1 protein-coding gene and 1 pseudogene are annotated in these 1,913 nt (G+C 61.0%); one reads left to right on the forward strand and one right to left on the reverse strand.

The window, feature by feature from the left end; genetic code table 11:
- Positions 1 to 18: 18 nt before the first annotated feature.
- A complete protein-coding gene (locus AWB81_RS42445) occupies positions 19 to 1,359 on the forward strand; it encodes a hypothetical protein (protein ID WP_062644522.1) in 1,341 nt (446 codons plus the stop codon).
- A gap of 59 nt (positions 1,360 to 1,418) precedes the next feature.
- Here AWB81_RS42445 and AWB81_RS46265 read toward each other — a convergent pair.
- A pseudogene (locus tag AWB81_RS46265) lies at positions 1,419 to 1,913 on the reverse strand (hypothetical protein); the annotation flags it as partial.

A 1,913-nucleotide genomic window follows, 5' to 3' on the forward strand; every position in this document is an offset into this window, starting at 1 on the left:
CGCACTGGAGCTAAAGCTATGAGTCAGACCCGCGGGCGAAATGCGGGGTACCGAGAAAAGGCGAACAGCCGGCAGCCTCATCACCTGTCTAAACCCAATGTCTCCTCCCGCAACCGTACGTCCTCTCAGCCGCCTTCTAAAGAGCCCGCTGCGACGGCCTCCATCATCAAGACGCGGTCGTTTCAGTTTTTGGTCAATGCGGTCGGCGCTGAGAATATCGCGTTGGCGCTGGATTCCACTCTATCGCGTGTCGCGGAGCTTACGAAGGGCGAAAGATTCACGCCCGAGACTGCCTTCCACATGGAGACCACGCTCGGTCTGCCTCATGGGTTTTTCGATCAGCCCTACCCTGCCCTTTCGCCGGAACTCATTGCTCGCTTGAAATCGCCCCTCGAGTTTGTTCGAACGGACGACGACGTGGACGGCGACGCCAAGACGCTGACGGCATCGGCGCCGGCCGTTCCAGTCACACAAGAACAGTTGTTTGTTGCGGACGGTGCGTCCGAGGATGCAAAAATGCCATCTCAGAAAGCGAAGAACCCGCATAGCAATGCGAAGACCGGTCAAGCTCAACTGGGCAAGCAGACAACCGGCAAAGCCGCTGCAAAAACCGCTTCCGGTCGACGCGCAACAATCGAAGCAGCATCGCCCCAACAATTGAGCCTCCACGATGGCGCCACGGTCGAGAGCATCCGACGCGCGAACCTTCATGTGCTCACCGGGCGCAACGGATCGAAAGCCAAGCTCGGTCTCGTCATGGGTATGACCGGATCCAACATGGCGCATCGACTGCACGGCAAGAAGCGCATGGACGAGGCAGAGGCGAACCGCTTTACGGAGCGGCTTGGTTTGCCAACTGGCTGGTTGGACCAGCCGCGTTCCGAAGCGGAAATTCCCGAGTCCGTCTCAGTTTTACTCGCGCCCGCGTCACGCGCTCGCGCGAGCGCTCAAGAGCAAGCGTCTCGCGCAGCCACCGTTGACGCCGGCGCACTGAACGTATCGGCTCCTACTCAGCGGGCAAGCGAGACGCCGTCGGCTACCCCGGAGAGTGAACAGGCCCCGATTCTAACCGAGCCTCAGATCAGTAGTGTAAAGATGGCGGGGGCCTTCGCGACGAACGAGACCGAACAATCCGCGACAACCGATGCACACGCCGTCGAAGACGACGGTGACCGCGTACCGGCACGCGCACTCGCGAACGCTGAGTTTCCACCGGCTTCGGCAACAGGTCTGCAGGGTCTGGACGGTATCTCGCCAATAGCGGAAGCGCTGCTCAAGACGCTGGCGGGCAAAGCGCGCACCGGTCGGTTAGACGAGTTGACGGCACTCGAGCTACTACACAAAGCAGTAATGCTCTGACTGGGTCGCGCGTCGGCTTCAATGCAGCCGCCCGGTTCGTCGCGTCCGCAGTGCGGAGGTCAGTCCAGTTTTGTTGCGAGCACCTTCGCGATAATCGAGGAAGGCGCTCCGACGAGTTGTCGCACACGAGCCTGCACGTCCGGCGCCGGAACGCCCGCTGCCGCCGCGGCCTTGACCGTCGCGTCGTAAGCGTCGAGCACATCGATAGGCGCTATCTCGTAACCGTAGCCGGCATCCATCCATCGCAAAGCGCACAGTCCGCAGGCCATTGCGAATGACGGCTGCTTCACTGCAAATTCGCGCGCCGCGCGCGTGAGCGTTTTCGGGTCTGTCGGGTGATTCTTCGCAAGCGAAAGCGCAATATCCAGCAAACCCGCGTCTTTCGCTGCGGCGAACCATTTGCCTAGCGAGCCAGGCTCCGATTCAATGAGGTCGGCAAGAATGCTTTGCGGCGCACGATCGGGATACTTCTTTGCGATTGCCCGAAAGGTCGCAAGGTAGGTCCCTGCCCGATTGGCAGCGAGCGCGTAGCGCTGATAAGCCTCCTCGGCCAT

The sequence above is a fragment of the Caballeronia arationis genome, assembly GCF_001544975.2.
Lineage (GTDB): Bacteria > Pseudomonadota > Gammaproteobacteria > Burkholderiales > Burkholderiaceae > Caballeronia > Caballeronia arationis.